General features: G+C 70.7%; 13 protein-coding genes and 1 pseudogene. All 14 read left to right on the forward strand.

Annotation, left to right across the window (positions count from 1 at the left end):
* Nucleotides 1-128: 128 nt before the first annotated feature.
* The 14 genes and pseudogenes from uraD (ASG91_RS05890) to ASG91_RS05955 all read left to right on the forward strand — a co-directional run bounded on the left by uraD (ASG91_RS05890) (nucleotide 129) and on the right by ASG91_RS05955 (nucleotide 15496).
* On the forward strand, nucleotides 129-2060 hold the full coding sequence (gene uraD / locus ASG91_RS05890; RefSeq protein WP_056921654.1) for a 2-oxo-4-hydroxy-4-carboxy-5-ureidoimidazoline decarboxylase: 1932 nt from the start codon (nucleotides 129-131) through the stop codon (nucleotides 2058-2060).
* Nucleotides 2057-2551: a 2-oxo-4-hydroxy-4-carboxy-5-ureidoimidazoline decarboxylase gene (uraD, locus tag ASG91_RS05895; RefSeq protein ID WP_056921655.1), complete on the forward strand. Its 495-nt coding sequence runs from the start codon at nucleotides 2057-2059 to the stop codon at nucleotides 2549-2551. The genes uraD (ASG91_RS05890) and uraD (ASG91_RS05895) overlap by 4 nt, the downstream gene beginning before the upstream one ends.
* Nucleotides 2551-2892, forward strand: coding sequence for a hydroxyisourate hydrolase (gene uraH, locus ASG91_RS05900; RefSeq protein WP_056921656.1), 342 nt, complete (start codon nucleotides 2551-2553; stop codon nucleotides 2890-2892). Before uraD (ASG91_RS05895) ends, uraH begins: the two co-directional genes overlap by 1 nt.
* Before the next feature lie 2 nt (nucleotides 2893-2894).
* The gene (locus ASG91_RS05905; protein WP_056921657.1) at nucleotides 2895-4292 is read left to right on the forward strand and encodes an 8-oxoguanine deaminase; all 1398 of its coding nucleotides are present in this window, start codon (nucleotides 2895-2897) and stop codon (nucleotides 4290-4292) included.
* Nucleotides 4293-4419: 127 nt separating this feature from the next.
* Nucleotides 4420-5229 (forward strand): hydroxypyruvate isomerase family protein, encoded by an 810-nt coding sequence (locus ASG91_RS05910; protein WP_200961245.1) that lies wholly within the window; start codon nucleotides 4420-4422, stop codon nucleotides 5227-5229.
* Nucleotides 5230-5310: 81 nt separating this feature from the next.
* Nucleotides 5311-6204, forward strand: a pseudogene (locus tag ASG91_RS05915) (2-hydroxy-3-oxopropionate reductase); the annotation flags it as partial.
* Nucleotides 6205-6308: 104 nt separating this feature from the next.
* On the forward strand, nucleotides 6309-8087 hold the full coding sequence (gcl, locus tag ASG91_RS05920; RefSeq protein ID WP_056921660.1) for a glyoxylate carboligase: 1779 nt from the start codon (nucleotides 6309-6311) through the stop codon (nucleotides 8085-8087).
* An 8-nt stretch (nucleotides 8088-8095) separates the two neighbouring features.
* The gene (locus ASG91_RS05925; RefSeq protein ID WP_056921661.1) at nucleotides 8096-9226 is read left to right on the forward strand and encodes a glycerate kinase; all 1131 of its coding nucleotides are present in this window, start codon (nucleotides 8096-8098) and stop codon (nucleotides 9224-9226) included.
* A complete protein-coding gene (locus ASG91_RS05930) occupies nucleotides 9223-10092 on the forward strand; it encodes a fumarylacetoacetate hydrolase family protein (RefSeq protein WP_056921662.1) in 870 nt (289 codons plus the stop codon). Before ASG91_RS05925 ends, ASG91_RS05930 begins: the two co-directional genes overlap by 4 nt.
* Before the next feature lie 16 nt (nucleotides 10093-10108).
* Complete coding sequence (gene allB, locus ASG91_RS05935) at nucleotides 10109-11482, forward strand: allantoinase AllB (RefSeq protein ID WP_056921663.1); 1374 nt, start codon at nucleotides 10109-10111, stop codon at nucleotides 11480-11482.
* Nucleotides 11483-11495: 13 nt separating this feature from the next.
* Entirely contained in the window at nucleotides 11496-12344 is an 849-nt protein-coding gene (locus tag ASG91_RS05940) for a bifunctional allantoicase/(S)-ureidoglycine aminohydrolase (protein WP_056921664.1), read from the forward strand.
* Between the two features lie 7 nt (nucleotides 12345-12351).
* Nucleotides 12352-13041, forward strand: a complete 690-nt coding sequence (locus ASG91_RS05945) for a GntR family transcriptional regulator (RefSeq protein ID WP_056921665.1) — start codon at nucleotides 12352-12354, stop codon at nucleotides 13039-13041.
* Nucleotides 13042-13217: 176 nt separating this feature from the next.
* The gene (locus ASG91_RS05950) at nucleotides 13218-14765 is read left to right on the forward strand and encodes an NCS1 family nucleobase:cation symporter-1 (protein WP_082593943.1); all 1548 of its coding nucleotides are present in this window, start codon (nucleotides 13218-13220) and stop codon (nucleotides 14763-14765) included.
* Complete coding sequence (locus ASG91_RS05955; protein WP_235545433.1) at nucleotides 14762-15496, forward strand: aspartate/glutamate racemase family protein; 735 nt, start codon at nucleotides 14762-14764, stop codon at nucleotides 15494-15496. Before ASG91_RS05950 ends, ASG91_RS05955 begins: the two co-directional genes overlap by 4 nt.
* Nucleotides 15497-15550 lie beyond the last annotated feature (54 nt).

Below are 15550 nucleotides of genomic sequence, written 5' to 3' on the forward strand. Positions count from 1 at the left end.
CCTGACCGCCCGCGTCGCGTCACAGCCGCAAGGACCCCCACCGGCCGGTCACGACGTCCAGCACGCCCTCTCCCGCACGCCCTCCTCCTGCACCCCCTCCTCCCGGAGCCTCCCGAAAGGTGCCTGTCATGAGCGCAGCCACCGCAACACCCCAGTCCCAGCGCGCCTCCCGCCACCCGGTCGACGAGGTCCTGCCCATCCCGAAGCTCGCGATCTACGGCTTCCAGCACGTGCTGGCGTTCTACGCCGGCGCGGTCATCGTGCCGATCCTCCTGGCCAGCGCCATCGGCCTGTCGACCCAGGAGCTCATCCACCTGATCAACGCCGATCTCTTCACCTGCGGCATCGCCTCCATCATCCAGTCCGTCGGGTTCTGGAAGGTCGGCGTGAAACTGCCTCTCCTGCAAGGGGTCACGTTCACCGCCGTCTCGCCGATGATCGCCATCGGCATGGCCGCCGGGGGCGGCACCGACGGCCTCCTGGTCATCTACGGGGCGGTGATCGTGGCGGGGCTGTCCACCTTCCTCGTGGCTCCCTACTTCAGCCAGCTCATCCGCTACTTCCCGCCGGTGGTCACCGGTTCGGTGATCACGATCATCGGCCTGGCACTGCTGCCGGTCGCCGCCGCCGATGCGGCTGGTGGCGCGGGCCCGACCCTCGACCCGTCGAGCGGACGAAACCTCGCCTACGCCCTCGGGACGCTGGCCCTCATCGTCGCGATCCAGCGGATCTTCAAGGGCTTCATGGCGACCGTGGCCGTCCTCATCGGACTGGTGGTCGGCACCGTCATCGCGTGGATCCTCGGCGACGCGCACTTCGACTCTGTGTCGGGCTCGGGCTGGGTCGGGGTCACCACGCCGTTCCACTTCGGCTGGCCCAAGTTCTCGGCGGCCGCGATCATCTCGATGATCGTCGTCATGCTCATCACCGCCGTCGAGACCACCGGTGACGTGTTCGCCACCGGAGAGATCGTCGAGAAGCGGGTCGGCAAGGAGGACATCGCCCGGGCCCTGCGCGCCGACGGCCTGGCCACCACGATCGGTGGCGTCTTCAACTCCTTCCCCTACACCTGCTTCGCCGAGAACGTCGGCCTGGTGCGACTGACCCGGGTCAAGAGCCGCTACGTCGTCGCCACCGCCGGGCTGATCATGATCATCATCGGCCTGATCCCCAAGGCCGGTGCCATCGTCGCGGGTATCCCGCACCCGGTGCTCGGCGGCGCCGCGCTGGCGATGTTCGCGACCGTCGCCGTGGTGGGCTTCCAGACCTTGTCGCGGGTCGACTTCCACGACCACCGCAACGTCGTCATCGTGGCGACCGCGGTCGGCCTCGCGATGTATGTCACCGCGCAGCCCGACGTCGCCAAGGCGGTGCCGGACTGGGCCCAGATCATCCTGGGCTCGGGCATCACGCTCGGCTCGATCACGGCCATCGTCCTCAACTTCCTGTTCCACCACGTCGGCTCGAGCCGTGGTCCGGCCGTGGCCGGTGCGCCCGGTGCGCTCGTGCGGCTCAACGAGGTCAACCAGATGTCCCGTGAGGACTTCGCCGACACCTTCGGCAGCCTCTTCCAGGGCCCGCGGTGGGTGGTCGAGCGCGCCTACGACTCGCGGCCGTTCAGCGACACCAGCGACCTGCGGCGGGCCTTCCAGGAGGCGCTGTTCTCGGCGAACGAGGACGAGCAGCGCCAGCTGATCGACTCCTACCCCGACCTCGGTGCCGACAGCGTGGCCGAGGGCGACGAGGGGCCCGACTCCCTGCGTGACCAGTCCTCGCTCGGGCTCACCCGGCTCGACGAGAAGGGCCACGGCGAGCTGGCCGAGCTCACCTCGCAGTACCGCGACCGGTTCGGCTTCCCCCTCGTGACGTGTGTGCGCGACCGCGACTCGTTCGACCAGGTCGTGCGCACGGGGTGGGAGCGGCTCAACAACTCCCAGGCCCAGGAACACGCCTCGGCCCTCGTCGAGATCGCCAAGATCGCCGGCTACCGGTTTGATGACCTCGTGGCCGACGCCAACCCGATCCACTCAGCCCGGACCCGCTTCGTGGAGGGTCGATGACCCTGGAGCGCCTCAACGCGCTGCCCGCGTCCGAGCTGGAGGAGCAGCTGACCGCGTGCCTCCCGGTGCCCAGGTGGGTGGCCGCCGTCCGCGACGGCCGACCGTATGCCGCGTGGCCGGACCTCGAAGCCACCGCCGGCGCCGCCGCCCAGCACCTCGACGACGAGGAGCTGGAGGCGGCGCTGGCCGGCCACCCGCGGATCGGCGAACGCGCCGCCAGCCCGCACCACAACGCGGCCGCCAGCGCGCGGGAGCAGGCCGGGGTGGACCCGGCCGACGCCGAGGTGGCGCAGGCTCTCGCGGCCGGCAACGCGGCATACGAAGCACGTTTCGACCGGGTGTTCCTCATCCGGGCGGCAGGTCGCTCCGCGCCCGAGATCCTCGCCGAGCTCGACCGTCGGCTCGGCAACGACGACGACACCGAGCGTGAAGAGACCGTGACCCAGCTGCGCGAGATCGCGCTGCTCCGACTCCGACAGGTGGCCTCCTGATGGGAACCCTCAGCACGCACGTCCTCGACACCAGTCTCGGGAAGCCGGCCGCCGGCATCACGGTCGTGCTGGAGTCCGTTGCGGGAACGGGCCTCTCGAACGACGTGCTCGGCGACGGCATCACCGACGGGGACGGCCGGGTCGGCAGCATCGGCCCGGAGCGCCTGGAAGCTGGCGACTACCGGCTCAGGTTCGCCTCGGGTGGCTACTTCTCGGCGCGTGGGGTCGAGGCGTTCTACCCCGAGGTGGTCGTGGTGTTCACGATCGCCGACGCCGACCAGCACTACCACGTGCCGGTGCTGCTCAACCCGTTCGGCTACTCCACCTACCGGGGGTCGTGACCATGTCGGCCGTCCCCCGGAAGGTCCTGGACGGTTGCACGGTGGTGACGATGGACCCGGCTCGCACGGAGCACGCCGTCGGCCACCTCGTCGTCGAAGGGACGCGCATCGTCGCCGTCGCTGCGGGTCGCTATGTCGACGATGGCAGCGAAGCAGACGTGGTCGATGCCACGGGTTGCCTGGCCACTCCGGGCCTGGTCAACACCCACCACCACCTCTACCAGTGGGCCACGCGCGGTCTCGCGGTCGATGCCACGCTCTTCGGCTGGCTGACGGAGCTCTACCCGGTCTGGGGCGGCATCGACGAGGACGTCGTGGGTGCTGCTGCAGCAGCAGGCCTGGGCTGGCTCGCGCGCACCGGCTGCACGACGTCGATGGACCACCACTACGTCTTCCCCGCCCAGGGTGGTGACGTCCTGGGTGCCGAGGTGGAGGCTGCGCGGCGAATCGGCCTGCGGTTCCTGGCGACCCGGGGCTCGATGGACCTCGGTCAGAGCCAGGGCGGGCTGCCGCCCGACCACGTGGTCGAGGACCTCGACACGATCCTGGCCGCGACGGCGGCCGCGGTCGACGCCCACCACGACGCGTCAACCGACTCGATGCTGCGGATCGGGGTCGCCCCGTGCTCGCCCTTCTCGGTGACCGCAGACCTTCTCCGCGAGTCGGCGGCCCTGGCCCGCGACCGTGGGGTGCGGCTGCACACCCACCTGGCCGAGACGGTCGACGAGGGGCGCTACTGCGCGGAGCGGTTCGGGCTCAGCCCGCTGGCCTACCTGGAGTCGCTCGGCTGGCTCGGCGACGACGTGTGGCTCGCGCACGGCATCCACTTCGACGACCCGGCGATCGGCACCTTGGCGGCCACGGGCACCGGCGTCGCCCACTGCCCGTCGTCGAACGCCCGCCTCGGCGCCGGCATCGCCCGCACCCGCGACCTGCGTGATGCTGGAGTGCCGGTCGGGCTCGGGGTGGACGGCGCGGCATCGAACGAGGCGTCCTCGCTGGTCGAGGAGGCGCGTCACGCCTTGCTCTTCGCCCGCGCCAGGGGCGGCCCGGAGGCGCTCGGAGTGCGTGACGCACTCGAGCTCGCCACGATCGGTGGCGCCCGGGTGCTCGGCTGGGACGACCAGATCGGCTCCCTGGAGGTCGGCAAGCAGGCCGACATCGCCCTCTGGCGGCTCGACGGCCTGGGTCATGCCGGCGTCGTCGACCCGGTGGCTGCCCTCGTGCTCGGCTCGCAGCCCCCACTGGAGCTGTTGCTCGTCGGCGGCAGACCCGTCGTGTCCCGCGACCGGCTCGTCACGGCCGACGAGGAATCGCTTGCGGCACAGGCGGTCTCGGCAGGGGAGCGGTTGCTCGCCCGGCACCGCGACTCGGCCGGATATATCTCCGCCACCCGCTGAGACGCCAGCCTGCCCGGTCTTGACGCCTCGACGGGATGAGTCTTACTCTCTCACTAGTTGGAAAATGACTTCCACAATACGGAATTATCGTGAACGCCAAAAGGAGATCATCGTGACGGACCACGGACTGCGCTACGAGGTGAACTGCTCGATCCTGTTCACCGAGCTGCCGCTCCTCGAGCGGCCCGCCGCCGCGAAGGCCGCAGGCTTCGACGCCGTCGAGTTCTGGTGGCCGTGGCCCGACCAGCCGGTGCCCGGTGACCGCGAGGTCGACGCGTTCGCCGGCGCCGTCGAGGACGCCGGGGTGCAGCTGGTCGGCCTGAACTTCTTCGCGGGCGACCTGGCCGGGCCGGACTGTGGAGTCCTCTCCATCCCCGACCGCGTGCAGCAGTTCCGCGACAACGTCGACGTCACCGTGGGCCTCGGCGAGCGACTGGGTGTCTCGGCCTGCAACGCCCTCTTCGGCAACCGGGTCGAGGGGGTGTCGGCGCAGGAGCAGGACGAGCTCGGCCGCGAGTCGATCGCGTTCGCCGCCAAGGCAGCCGACCGGATCGGGGCGACCGTCCTCGTCGAGTCGGTCAGCGGCCCCAAGCCCTACCCGTTGCGCACCGCGGCGGACGCCGTGGCTGTCGTCGACGACGTGCGGGCCACAGGAGCGAGCAACGTCGCCTTCCTGCTCGACCTCTATCACCTGGCCGCCAACGGCGACGACCTCGACGCGGCCATCGCGGCATACACGGGCCACACGGCTCACGTGCAGATCGCCGATGCGCCGGGTCGCGGCGAGCCCGGCTCGGGTGACCTCGACCTCCAGGGCCACCTCGGCGCCCTCGCCGCGAGCGGGTATGCCGGGTGGGTGGGTCTGGAGTACAAGCCCACCACCGCGACCACTCCAGAGAGCTTCGGCTGGCTGCCGCGCGAACGCCGCGGCGCCTGACCCTCGCCACCACCCCCTCCCACGCATTCGAGGTAATCACCTACCGGATTCCGGTCCCCGAATACCTCGAACCGCACGACCAAGGAGCACGACATGACCACCATCGCCTTCATCGGACTCGGCATCATGGGCAGCCCCATGGCCGTCCACCTCCAGGACGCCGGGCACGACGTCATCGGCTACAACCTGCACCCCGACAAGACCCAGCCGCTCGTGGACGCCGGTGGGACCGCAGCCGCATCGGTCGCCGATGCCGTGCGCGACGCCCAGGTGGTCGCGGTCATGGTGCCCGACAGCCCCGACGTGCAGGACGTGCTGCTCGGCGAGGACGGCGTCTTCGCCAACGCCAAGGAGGGCACGCTGGTGATCGACTTCTCCAGCATCCGCCCGGACGTCACGGTCGAGCTCGCGAAGGCCGCACAGGCCAAGGGGTTCCGGCTCCTCGACGCCCCGGTCTCCGGCGGCGAGGCGGGCGCCAGGAACGCCGCGCTGTCGATCATGGTCGGCGGCTCGGCCGAGGACTTCGCCGAGGCCAAGCCGCTCTTCGACGCGGTCGGCAAGACCATCGTCCACGTGGGCGGCAACGGCGCGGGACAGACCGTCAAGGCCGCCAACCAGCTCATCGTCGCGGCCAACATCCAGGCGCTGGCCGAGGCGGTGGTCTTCCTCGAGGCGTACGGCGCCGACCTCGGACCTGCCCTCGACGTGCTCGGCGGCGGTCTGGCCGGTTCCAAGGTGCTCGACCAGAAGCGCGACAACATGGCCAAGAAGTCGTTCGAGCCGGGGTTCCGGATCGACCTGCACCACAAGGACCTCGGGATCGTGACCAGCGCCGCGCGTGAGGCGGGGGTGGTCGTACCCCTCGGTGGGCTCGTCGCCCAGCTGATGGCCTCGGCCCGGGCGAACGGCGACGGCGGCCTCGACCACTCGGCCCTGCTGCGCGGCGTCCAGCGCCTCTCCGGTCAGACCCCCTGACCCTTCCCGAACTTCCTTTCCACTCCTCCCATTCGATGTAAACCTGCCGGGATTCACCGGCGCCTTTACATCGAACCGGGGACAGCAAACCCAGGAGCACCACCATGGCACGCATGACCGCGGCCCAAGCGGCCGTCGAGATCCTCAAGAAGGAAGGGGTGACGAACGTCTTCGGCCTGCCCGGAGCAGCGATCAACCCCTTCTACAAGGCGATGAAGACCAACGGCGGCCTGCACCACACGCTGGCCCGCCACGTCGAGGGCGCCTCCCACATGGCCGAGGGCTACACCCGGGCCAAGGCCGGCAACATCGGCGTCTGTGTCGGCACGAGCGGTCCCGCCGGCACCGACATGATCACCGGGCTGTACTCGGCCAGCGCCGACTCGATCCCGATCCTGTGCATCACCGGCCAGGCGCCGGTCGCCAAGCTGCACAAGGAGGACTTCCAGGCCGTCGACATCGCCTCGATCGCCAAGCCGCTCACCAAGATGGCGGTCACGGTCCTCGAGCCGGCCCAGGTCCCCGGCACGTTCCAGCAGGCCTTCCACCTGATGCGCTCGGGACGCCCGGGCCCGGTGCTGATCGACCTGCCCATCGACGTCCAGATGGCCGAGATCGAGTTCGACGTCGAGACCTACGAGCCGCTGTCGACCTACAAGCCGGCTGCCACCCGTCCCCAGGTCGAGAAGGCGCTCGACCTGCTGGCCGCCAGCGAGCGACCGCTGATCGTCGCCGGCGGTGGCATCATCAACGCCGACGCGGCTGACCTGCTGGTCGAGCTGGCCGAGCTGACCGGGGTGCCCGTCATCCCGACGCTCATGGGCTGGGGCACCATCCCCGACGACCACGAGCTCAACGCCGGCATGGTCGGGCTGCAGACCAGCCACCGCTACGGCAACGCCACCATGCTCGAGTCGGACTTCGTCCTCGGCATCGGCAACCGCTGGGCCAACCGCCACACCGGTGACGTCGAGACCTACACGAAGGGCCGCACGTTCGTGCACGTCGACATCGAGCCGACCCAGATCGGCCGCGTCTTCGCGCCCGACTACGGGATCGTCTCCGACGCGAAGGCAGCCCTCCAGCTCTTCGTCGAGGTGGCCCGCGAGCGGCGCGAGGCCGGCCGCCTGGCCGACCGCACCGCGTGGGCGCAGTCCTGCCGCGACCGCAAGGCGACCATGTGGCGCAAGACCAACTTCGACGTCACGCCGGTCAAGCCGCAGCGGGTCTACCAGGAGATGAACCGCGCGTTCGGCAAGGACGTCCGTTACGTCTCGACCATCGGCCTGTCCCAGATCCAGGCAGCCCAGCTGCTGCACGTCTACAAGGACCGGCACTGGATCAACGCGGGGCAGGCCGGCCCGCTCGGCTGGACCGTCCCGGCCGCGCTGGGGGTCGCCACAGCGGTCCCGGACGAGACCGTCGTCGCCCTCTCCGGTGACTACGACTTCCAGTTCATGATGGAGGAGCTGGCGGTCGGGGCGCAGTTCAACATCCCCTACATCCACGTCCTGGTGAACAACGCCTACCTCGGCCTGATCCGGCAGTCGCAGCGCGGCTTCGACATGGACTACTGCGTCCAGCTGTCGTTCGACAACATCAACAGCCCCGAGGTCGGCGGCTACGGCGTGGACCACGTCAAGGTCGTCGAAGGCCTGGGCTGCAAGGCGATCCGCGTCTTCGACCCCGAGGAGATCGCGCCCGCGCTGGAGAAGGCCAAGGCCATGGCGCAGGAGTACCGCGTGCCGGTCGTCGTCGAGGTCATCCTGGAGAGGGTCACCAACGTCTCGATGGGCCTGTCCATCGACGGCGTCACCGAGTTCGAGGAGCTGGCCGCCGGCGGCGCCGACGCCCCGACCGCGCTCTTCGCCAACCTGGACTAGGGCTGCCGATGCCCCGCGTCCTGCTCGCCCCCGACAAGTTCAAGGGCACCCTGACGGCCGCTGAGGTCGCGGGGCACCTGTCGGACGGCCTGCGCTCGGTCCGCCCCGACGTCGAGGTGGTCGTCGTCCCCGTCGCCGACGGGGGCGACGGCACCCTCGCCGCAGCGGTGGCTGCGGGGTTCACGCGGGTGCCGGTGCGGGCCACCGGCCCGACGGGTATGCCGTGTGAGTCGGCCTACGGGGTCCGCGGCGCCGAGGCCGTGGTCGAGCTGGCGGAGGTCTCCGGGCTCGCGCAGCTGCCGGGTGGCCGGGCCGCCCCGCTCGAGGCCTCCAGCAGGGGCACCGGCGAGCTGATCGCCGCCACCCTGGACGCGGGCGCGCGTCGCGTGGTCGTCGCCATCGGCGGCAGCGCGTGCACCGACGGCGGGGCCGGGTTGCTCCAGGCGCTCGGCGCCACCATCCGCACCGCGACCGGGAGCGAGGTGCGCCCCGGGGGAGCCGGGCTGCTCGACGCCGCCCGGCTGGACCTGAGCGGGCTCCGCCGCCGCCTGGCCGGGGCGGAGCTGGTCGTGGCGTGCGACGTCGACAACCCCCTCACGGGGAGCCGCGGTGCGGCCGCGGTCTACGGCCCGCAGAAGGGCGCCGGCCCCGAGGACGTCGAGCTGCTGGACTCCGCCCTGACCCGGTGGGCCGACCTGGTGGCGCGGGCCACCGGTCGCGACCAGCGCAACGCACCAGGAGCAGGAGCCGCCGGAGGGGTCGGCTTCGCGCTGTTGGCCGTGCTCGGCGCGACGACCCGACCAGGGGCCGAGCTCGTCTTCGAGCTGACCGGCCTCCCTGACGCCGTCGCCGGGGCCGACCTCGTCGTGACCGGCGAGGGATCGCTGGACGCCCAGACCCTGCACGGCAAGGCCCCGGCCGCCGTGGCCGCGCTGGCGCGCGACAAGGGCGTGCCGGCCGTGGCGGTGGCCGGTCAGGTCACGCTCACGCCTGCCGAGCTGGGAGCGGCAGGCCTGCACGCGGCATACGCGCTCGTCGACGAAGCGGCCACGCGCCAGGAGGCGCTCGACGCACCGGGACCACTGCTCCAACGGATCGGCGCGCGCATCGCGCGCGAGCACCTCGGAGGTGCGCTGTGAGGTTCGCCAGGGTCGGCCCACCGGGGGCCGAGCGTCCCGTCGTCGTCGCCGACGACGGCTCTCTCCTCGACCTGTCGAGGGTGACACCCGACATCGACGCGGCCTTCCTCGGCCGGCTCGACACGGTCGATACTGTTGCGCTGCCACGCCTTTCGCGGGGCGAGGACCTGCGGTTCGGTGCGCCCTTGACCCGCCCCGGCAAGGTGGTCGGCATCGGCCTCAACTACCGCGACCACGCTGCCGAGGCGAGGGTGCCGCTGCCCGCCGAGCCGGTCGTGTTCCTCAAGGCGCCGACGGCGGTCTGCGGCCCCACCGACGACATCCGGCTGCTGCCCCAGTCGGTCACGACCGACTACGAGGTCGAGCTCGGCGTCGTCCTCGGTGCCCCGCTCACGCACGAGCGCGACCACGACCGCGCGCTCGAGGCGGTCGCCGGCTACGTGCTGGCCCACGACGTCTCCGACCGCGCGCTCCAGCTCGAGCGTGGCGGCACCTGGACCAAGGGCAAGTCGGCCGACACCTTCTGCCCGGTCGGCCCGTGGCTGGTCACGCCCGAGGAGCTGGGCGACCCCGGCGACGTCAGGTTGCGCTTGTCGGTCAACGGCAGCCCCCGCCAGGACGGGTCGACCGGCGACATGCTGTTCTCCGTCGGTGAGCTGCTCTGCTACGTCAGCGGCCTGATGACCCTCGAGCCAGGTGACCTGGTCATCACCGGCACCCCGGCCGGAGTGGCCATGGGCCAACCCGAGCCGCGCCCCTACCTGCGCCACGGCGACGTCGTGGTCGTCGACGGGGGAGTCCTCGGGAGCCACCGGAGCCGGGTCGTCGACCACGCCCGTTCGGCCACACCGGCAGCGGCGAGCTGAGTCAGGGATTACGGTCATGACAGGTTCGGTGGACGGCTCCGGGAAGAGGTCGGGCGTGACGGCAGAGGTGGTCCTGCGGGCGAGGCGGGCGGTGGTCGACGGTGCAGAGGTCGCGGTCGCGGTCTCCCTCGCGGGCGGACGCATCGTCGCGATCGACCCCTACGACACCGAGGTGCCCGGCGCCCGCGTGGTCGAGCTGGCCGACGACGAGGTGCTGCTCCCCGGCCTCGTCGACGCCCACGTCCACGTGAACGAGCCGGGCCGCACCGACTGGGAGGGCTTCGCCAGCGCCACCCGGGCGGCGGCGGCCGGTGGCGTCACGACGATCATCGACATGCCCCTCAACTCGATCCCGCCGACGGTGAACGTGGCGGCCCTCGAGGAGAAGCGGGCCGTCGCCCGCGACCAGGCCTACGTCGACGTGGGGTTCTGGGGCGGTGCCGTGCCCGGCAACCTGCCCGACCTGCGACCGCTCCACGAGGCCGGCGTCTTCGGGTTCAAGTGCTTCCTGCTCCACTCCGGCGTCGACGAGTTCCCCCACCTGTCGGCGGCCGAGCTGCGCGAGGCGCTCGCCGAGACGGCGACCTTCGACGGCCTCGTCATCGTGCACGCCGAGGACGAGCAGACCATCGAGTCCGCACCGCAACCGCACGGCCAGGGGTATGCCGGGTTCCTGGGTTCACGTCCCAAGGAGGCCGAGGAGCGGGCCATCGCCGAGGTCATCGACGCGACGCGGGAGACCGGTGGCCGGGCGCACATCCTGCACCTGTCCGACGCCGACGCGATCCCGTTGATCGCCAAGGCCCAGGCGGAGGGGTTGCGGCTGTCGGTCGAGACCTGCCCGCACTACCTGACCCTCGACGCCGCGGAGATCCCCGACGGGGCGACGCAGTTCAAGTGCTGCCCGCCGATCCGTGAGCACGACAACCAGGACCGGCTCTGGGCCGGGCTCGAGGACGGTGTGATCCGCACCGTGGTCTCCGACCACTCGCCGTGCACCGAGGACCTCAAGCGGTTCGACTCCGGCGACTTCGGCGAGGCGTGGGGCGGGATCGCCGGCCTCCAGCTCGGCCTCCCGGCGGTCTGGACCGAGGCGCGCGATCGAGGGCACTCGCTCGTCGACGTCGTGCGCTGGATGGGTGAGGGGCCGGCCGACCAGGTGGGCCTCACCGACCGCGGGCGGATCGCGGTCGGCGCCACCGCCGACCTCGTCGTCTTCGCACCCGACGAGTCGTTCACCGTCGACGTCGCGTCCCTGCGCCACAAGAACCCCGTGTCGGCGTATGCCGGCCGCACGCTCACCGGGGCGGTGCGCCAGACCTGGCTGCACGGCACACCGGTCGACATCGAGGCCGACCCGCGCGGTCGGCTGCTCACGAGAACGTCATGACGAGAGGACAGCGATGACCACGCCCCGCTACCCGACCACCCCTTACTACGTCCCAGCCGGTGGGCTGCCGCCGCAGACCCAGCTGACGACGGACCGGGCGGTGTTCACCGAGGCGTACGCCGTCCTGCCGCGCGGGACGATGACCGACATCGTCACGAGCAACCTGCCGTTCTGGGACGGCACCCGGCTGTGGGTCATCGCCCGACCGCTCTCGGGGTTCGCGGAGACGTTCTCGCAGTACATCGTCGAGGTCTCCCCGGGCGGTGGCTCCGACCGGCCCGAGGCGGACCCGGGAGCCGAGGGGGTGCTCTTCGTCGTCGCGGGCGGGCTGACCCTGACCCTGGGGGAGGAGAGGCACGAGCTGGCCACCGGCGGCTACGCGTTCCTCCCGCCGGGCCAGGCGTGGACGCTGCACAACCGCGGCGACGCGACCGCGACGTTCCACTGGATCCGCAAGGCCTACCAGGTCGTCGAGGGGGTCGACGTGCCCGAGGCGTTCGTGACCAACGAGTCCGACGTCGAGGGTGGCGAGATGCCGGGCACCGACGGGGTGTGGACCACGCAGCGGTTCGTGGACCCGACCGACGTGCGACACGACATGCACGTCAACATCGTGAACTTCGAGCCGGGCGGGGCGATCCCGTTTCCCGAGACCCACGTGATGGAGCACGGCCTCTACGTCCTCGAGGGCAAGGCGGTCTACCTGCTCAACAACGACTGGGTCGAGGTGCAGGAGGGTGACTTCATGTGGCTGCGGGCCTTCTGCCCGCAGGCCTGCTACGCCGGAGGGCCGGGCCGGTTCCGCTACCTGCTCTACAAGGACGTCAACCGGCACGCGGTCCTCAGCCGCCAGTTCGTGTAGGTGCACCATGGCGCAGCCGCGGCGGCAGTCGGGGATCGTCAGCCTCCTGACGCGTGAGGACGCCTACGTCTCCGGACCGCAGGTGCTCTCCGAGCTGCGCCGCGTCATCGCGTCCGGTGCTGTGCCGCCGGGGAGCCCGATCCCGCTCGACGACGTGGCTGCCTTCTTCGGCGTGAGCCTGATCCCCGTGCGCGAGGCGCTCAAGACGCTGCTCGGTGAGGGGCTGCTGGAGCACCAGCCGCGACTCGGCTACACCGTCACCGCGCTCTCGCAGGCAGAGCTGGACGAGCTCTACATCGTGCGCGGCGCCCTGGAGGCGGCCGCGCTGGAGGCGGCCGTGCGCCAGGCGACTCCCACCGACGACGCCCGCGCCAGGGCCGTCCACCAAGGGCTGGGCGCGGCTGTGGCGGCCCAGGACGCCGCCGGCTTCCAGCGCGCCAGCCGCGAGTTCCACGAGGCCCTGCTCTCGCCGTGCCACATGCCGCGCCTGCTCCACATGCTCGAGATCGCGTGGAACCTCACCGAGCCGGTGCAGACGATGATGCGGGTCAGTGCCGAGGACAGGGCAGAGCTGCGCGCGGACCACGAGGAGATGCTCAAAGCGTTCGTCGCTCGTGACGCCGCCTGGCTCACAGCCGTCGCGGCGGCACACCACAGCCGGCTCACCGCCTGCATCTCCAGCCTCAGCGACGACTGACCCGGCCCCCTGTGCGTCTGCACCCGCCACCCGCTGTGCGGGTGGGTACGCGGCCTGTGCGCACCTGTCGACGTTAACGCAGTGTTGCCGGATATACGCAGATATACGGTTCAGGACATATGCCGGAAACTGTTGTCTCCCTAAGGTTCTCGTAACACAGAAACCTTGGAGGACCGATGGCCGGCATTGACACACCATTGACCGAGGAAGCTGCCGCAGAGGCAGGCTTCGCCACGCACCACGGTGAGCACGACCACGGGGCGGGCACGGGTCTGATCAAACCCAGCTACGACCGGCGGCTGACCAACGAGGACCTTGCGCCCCTGAAGGACCAGACCTGGTCCTGGTACAACATCTTCGCGTTCTGGATGTCCGACGTGCACAGCGTCGGTGGCTACATCACCGCCGGCAGCCTCTTCGCGCTGGGCCTCACCAGCTGGCAGGTGTTCGTGTGCCTGATCGTCGGCATCACGATCGTGCTGTTCTTCTGCAACCTCGTCGCGATGCCCAGCCAGCGCACCGGCGTCCCCTACCCGGTGATCTGCCGGTCGGTGTTCGGGGTGCTCGGCGCCAACATCCCCGCCATCATCCGCGGGCTGATCGCAGTGGCCTGGTACGGCATCCAGACCTACCTCGCCTCGGCGTCGCTCGACATCCTGCTGGTCCGGATGTGGCCCGGGCTCGAGCCGTACGCCGACGTGAGCCAGCACGGGTTCCTCGGCCTGTCGACGCTCGGCTACGCGACGTTCGCGCTGCTGTGGGTGGCGCAGGCGGCGGTCTTCTGGACCGGCATGAACACGATCCGCAAGTTCATCGACTTCGCCGGCCCGGCCGTCTACGTCGTGATGATCGCGCTGTGCGTCTACCTTCTCTCGAAGGCCGGCTGGAGCGTCAACCTCAACCTCTCCGACCACGAGCTGTCCGGTGGCAAGGTCTTCACGACGATGCTCGCGGCGACCGCCCTGGTGGTCTCGTACTTCTCCGGGCCGATGCTGAACTTCGGTGACTTCTCCCGCTACGGCCGCACCTTCCAGGCCGTGAAGAAGGGCAACTTCTGGGGCCTGCCGATCAACTTCGTCTTCTTCTCGCTGCTGACCGTGCTCACCGCCGCGGCCACCCTGCCGGTCTACGGCAAGCTGATCACCGACCCGGTGGAGACCGTCGGCCACATCGACAACACCTTCGCCCTCGTCCTCGCCGCCCTGACCTTCACGACGGCCACGATCGGGATCAACATCGTCGCCAACTTCGTCTCGCCCGCGTTCGACTTCTCCAACGTGAGCCCGCAGAAGATCAGCTGGCGGATGGGCGGCATGATCGCCGCGGTCGGCTCGGTCCTGCTGACGCCGTGGAACCTCTACAAGAGCCCTGAGACGATCCACTACACGCTCGACACCCTGGGCGCCTTCATCGGCCCGTTGTTCGGGGTCCTCATCGCGCACTACTACGTCGTGCACAAGCAGCGGGTGTGCGTCGACGACCTGTTCACCATGGACGAGGGCGGCGCCTACCACTACAAGCGGGGCTACAACCCGCCCGCGATCTGGGCGACCGCGATCGCTGCGGCCGGCGCCGTGGCGGCGGTGTTCGTCCCCGGCATCAACCGGTTCGACGACTACTCGTGGTTCATCGGCTGCGGCCTGGGCTTCGCGGCCTACGCCCTGCTCGCGCCGCGGATGGGTGTCAGCGACAGCCCGCTCGACGCGAAGACGTGTGTGAAGTGACCGTCCGTCTCACCGTCGTCAACCCCAACACCACGGAGTCGATGACCGCGCTCATCGAGGCCGAGGCGCGGCGGGTGGCCGGCCCCGACACCGTCGTCACGGCTCGCACACCGTCGATGGGGCCGGCCTCGATCGAGAGCCACTACGACGAGGCCCTCGCCGTGCCCGGGCTGCTCGAGGTCATCCGCGCAGACCAGCAGGCGGACGCCTTCGTCCTGGCCTGCTTCGGGGACCCCGGTCTGGACGCCGCCCGGGAGGCGGCGTCCAGACCGGTCATCGGCATCGCCGAGGCGGCGATGAAGACCGCCTCGCTGTTGGGGCGGAGCTTCTCGGTCGTCACCACGATGAGCCGCACGGTGGGTCGCGCCTGGGACCTCACCCGCACCTACGGCCTGGAGCGCCAGTGCGCGGGCGTGCACGCGTGCGACATCCCCGTCCTCGAGCTCGAGGAGGACCGCGACCGCACGTATGCCGTGATCCTCGCCTTCGCGAAGAACGCCCTCGCGGCCGACGGCTCCGACGCGATCGTGCTCGGGTGCGCGGGGATGGCCGGCCTGCCCGAGCTGCTCACCGAGCAGCTGGGCGTGCCGGTCGTCGACGGCGTCGCGGCCGGGACCCTGCTGGCCGAGAGCGTCGTGCGGCTGGGGCTGCACCCCTCGACGCACGGCGAGCTCGCCCCGCCACCCCCGAAGGCCTACACCGGGGTGCTCAGCGGCTTCGGTCGCACCTGACCCACTGGGTTCGAGGTAAACCCGCCGGGGATCCCCGGCGGGTTTACCTCGAAC

This window comes from Phycicoccus sp. Soil802, assembly GCF_001429605.1.
Classification (GTDB): Bacteria; Actinomycetota; Actinomycetes; order Actinomycetales; family Dermatophilaceae; genus Pedococcus.

Bases quoted from the DNA above. Each gene is read 5' to 3' on its own strand.
- uraD (WP_056921654.1), top strand. From the start codon at position 129: ATGAGCGCAGCCACCGCAACACCCCAGTCCCAGCGCGCCTCCCGCCAC.
- uraD (WP_056921655.1), top strand. From the start codon at position 2,057: ATGACCCTGGAGCGCCTCAACGCGCTGCCCGCGTCCGAGCTGGAGGAG.
- uraH (WP_056921656.1), top strand. From the start codon at position 2,551: ATGGGAACCCTCAGCACGCACGTCCTCGACACCAGTCTCGGGAAGCCG.
- ASG91_RS05905 (WP_056921657.1), top strand. From the start codon at position 2,895: ATGTCGGCCGTCCCCCGGAAGGTCCTGGACGGTTGCACGGTGGTGACG.
- gcl (WP_056921660.1), top strand. From the start codon at position 6,309: ATGGCACGCATGACCGCGGCCCAAGCGGCCGTCGAGATCCTCAAGAAG.
- ASG91_RS05925 (WP_056921661.1), top strand. From the start codon at position 8,096: ATGCCCCGCGTCCTGCTCGCCCCCGACAAGTTCAAGGGCACCCTGACG.
- allB (WP_056921663.1), top strand. From the start codon at position 10,109: ATGACAGGTTCGGTGGACGGCTCCGGGAAGAGGTCGGGCGTGACGGCA.
- ASG91_RS05940 (WP_056921664.1), top strand. From the start codon at position 11,496: ATGACCACGCCCCGCTACCCGACCACCCCTTACTACGTCCCAGCCGGT.
- ASG91_RS05945 (WP_056921665.1), top strand. From the start codon at position 12,352: ATGGCGCAGCCGCGGCGGCAGTCGGGGATCGTCAGCCTCCTGACGCGT.
- ASG91_RS05950 (WP_082593943.1), top strand. From the start codon at position 13,218: ATGGCCGGCATTGACACACCATTGACCGAGGAAGCTGCCGCAGAGGCA.